Here is a 1,909-nt window from a genome sequence, read left to right on the forward strand (position 1 = left end):
CAATAATGCAGCGGATCGGTTCGGTCTTCCTGATCTGCTTGCGCTTCACGCGCAGAAGCTGCGCCAGCCTGCGGCCCTCGCCGATGGTAACGAAATAGAAGCCGGTTTCCTCGCCCTCGCTGTCACGCTCAGGCTCGACAACGAGGTTTTGCAGGATGCCCTTGGCGGCGATGCTTGCCGCATAGGCTTCGATGATCGCCTCGCTATGCGGGGTCTTGCGCGCATTGCGAGGCGACTTCTTCAGCTTGTTCAGTGGGATGAAAACTCCAGTGCCGCTCTCGCTGGCAGCCGTGGTTTCCGCACTCTTTGCATGGGTGGTCATGGTTCAGGTCCTTTCCTTAGATGCCGAAGGCATGCCCCTCGGCATGCCTTCCGGGGGCGCGTGAGCGCGCGGCAGAGTGGGGGGCGAATGCCGGCGAGCGGAGCTGAGCTGCGCGTCGAGCGGGGCGGATCGGATCCGGTCAGGCGGTGAGAATCATTCACCGCCTTGCGAGCGGGCGGCCCCGCTCTGCGCAGGCGGCATTCGCGGGGGAGAGATGGCCAAGACCATCTCTCCCCTCGTGAGGCTGTTGCCTGTCGTTGTCAGGGGATCTCGGTCGTATGGGATTTCGTTGTGCGGAGGATGCACAATACCCCGGCCGCTCTTCAAAGAAAAAGGCAGCCGTAGGAGCGTCAGCATAGCGGCGCCTCAGGCGCGACGCGGGACCGACTGCAGCGACGAGACCGGTTAAGAGGGTAGCCGAAGGAGCGTCAGCATAGCGCCGCCGCAGGCGGGACGCGGGGCCGACTACCCCCGGCGAGGAGCGCCTTCCGAAAGGCGGGCGACTTTCTGCATATTGCCGAATTCCGAAACAAGAGTTCCAGTCTGTTGATTATGCAACATCACATGTAGCAGCTATTTAGTAGTGCGACAGTTGTCACCTTGTCGCAAAAAGAGCTGCGTCGTCTCGAAGCCATCCAGAAGATCCGCGACCGACGGCTGAGCGTCGTCCAGGCGGCTGAGCTCCTTCATCTCAGCCGCAGTCAGGTTCACCGGCTGTTGCAGGCCTATGACCAGGACGGCGCCGGCGGCCTGATATTGAAGAAGCGCGGTCGGCCGAGCAATCGACGCCATGATGAGAACTTCCACAATACCGCATTGGATCTAGTGCGCGATCGCTAGCGGGACTTCGGCCCACGCTTGCCCGCGCGAGCTGCTTGAATGGTACCAGATCGCGGCTAGCACCGAGACGTTGCTAAGCACCGGCTGCGGCCGATGAAGACCGATCCAGGACCGTTGACCGCGCACCGGTCGCAGTCCACCTTCGAATCGAAGCGATTCAGCTTCTCGACCAGTGCTGACTGACGCGCGGGAGATCATGCAGGACCAGGCAGTGACAGGCAGCAAGGCTAGGCGTTCGAGCAAGGCCCACGATGCAAGCGTGGACTTGATCGCTGTCGTTGTGGCGATGACCGAGCATGGTCCAAGCGTGCTTGCCGTTGGGGCCGGCGATGCCTTGCCATCGGGTCCCTTCGAGCATGGCCATCGCTCACTGCAGTCCGGGCTGCGAGGATGGGTGGAACATCAGACCGGCCACCAGCTCGGCTACATCGAGCAACTCTACACGTTTGCCGATCGTGACCGGATCGGTGAAGAGCGCCAACAGCGGGTGATCTCGATCAGCTATCTTGCCCTGACGCGCGCCGAGCATTCCGTTGGCTTGCGCAGACGCCTTTGGCGAAGCTGGTACGATTTCTTCCCCTGGGAAGACCATCGCACGGGTGTGCCGACAATAATTTCGGACGTGGTGGAGCCTCGCCTTCTGGCCTGGGCCAGCGAACCTGGCTCCGAACCGATGCGGCGCGAGCGCCGGCAGCGGGCCTCAGTCGCCTTCGGACTGGACGGTCGTGGCTGGAATGAGGCACTTGC

At 62.3% G+C, this 1,909-nt stretch carries 1 protein-coding gene and 2 pseudogenes; 2 read left to right on the forward strand and 1 reads right to left on the reverse strand.

Translation table 11 applies throughout. The annotated features are described in order from the left end of the window. The coding region (locus EOA28_RS34340) for a ParB/Srx family N-terminal domain-containing protein (RefSeq protein WP_189342359.1) at positions 1 to 322 on the reverse strand (322 nt) is incomplete at its 3' end. Positions 323 to 922: 600 nt separating this feature from the next. Here EOA28_RS34340 and EOA28_RS34345 point away from each other — a divergent pair. Continuing rightward, a pseudogene (locus EOA28_RS34345) lies at positions 923 to 1,159 on the forward strand (helix-turn-helix domain-containing protein); the annotation flags it as partial. 199 nt (positions 1,160 to 1,358) lie between these two features. Then, a pseudogene (locus EOA28_RS34350) lies at positions 1,359 to 1,909 on the forward strand (hypothetical protein); the annotation flags it as partial.

Origin of the sequence: Mesorhizobium sp. M2A.F.Ca.ET.067.02.1.1 (assembly GCF_004023285.1) — a bacterium.
Lineage (GTDB): Bacteria > Pseudomonadota > Alphaproteobacteria > Rhizobiales > Rhizobiaceae > Mesorhizobium.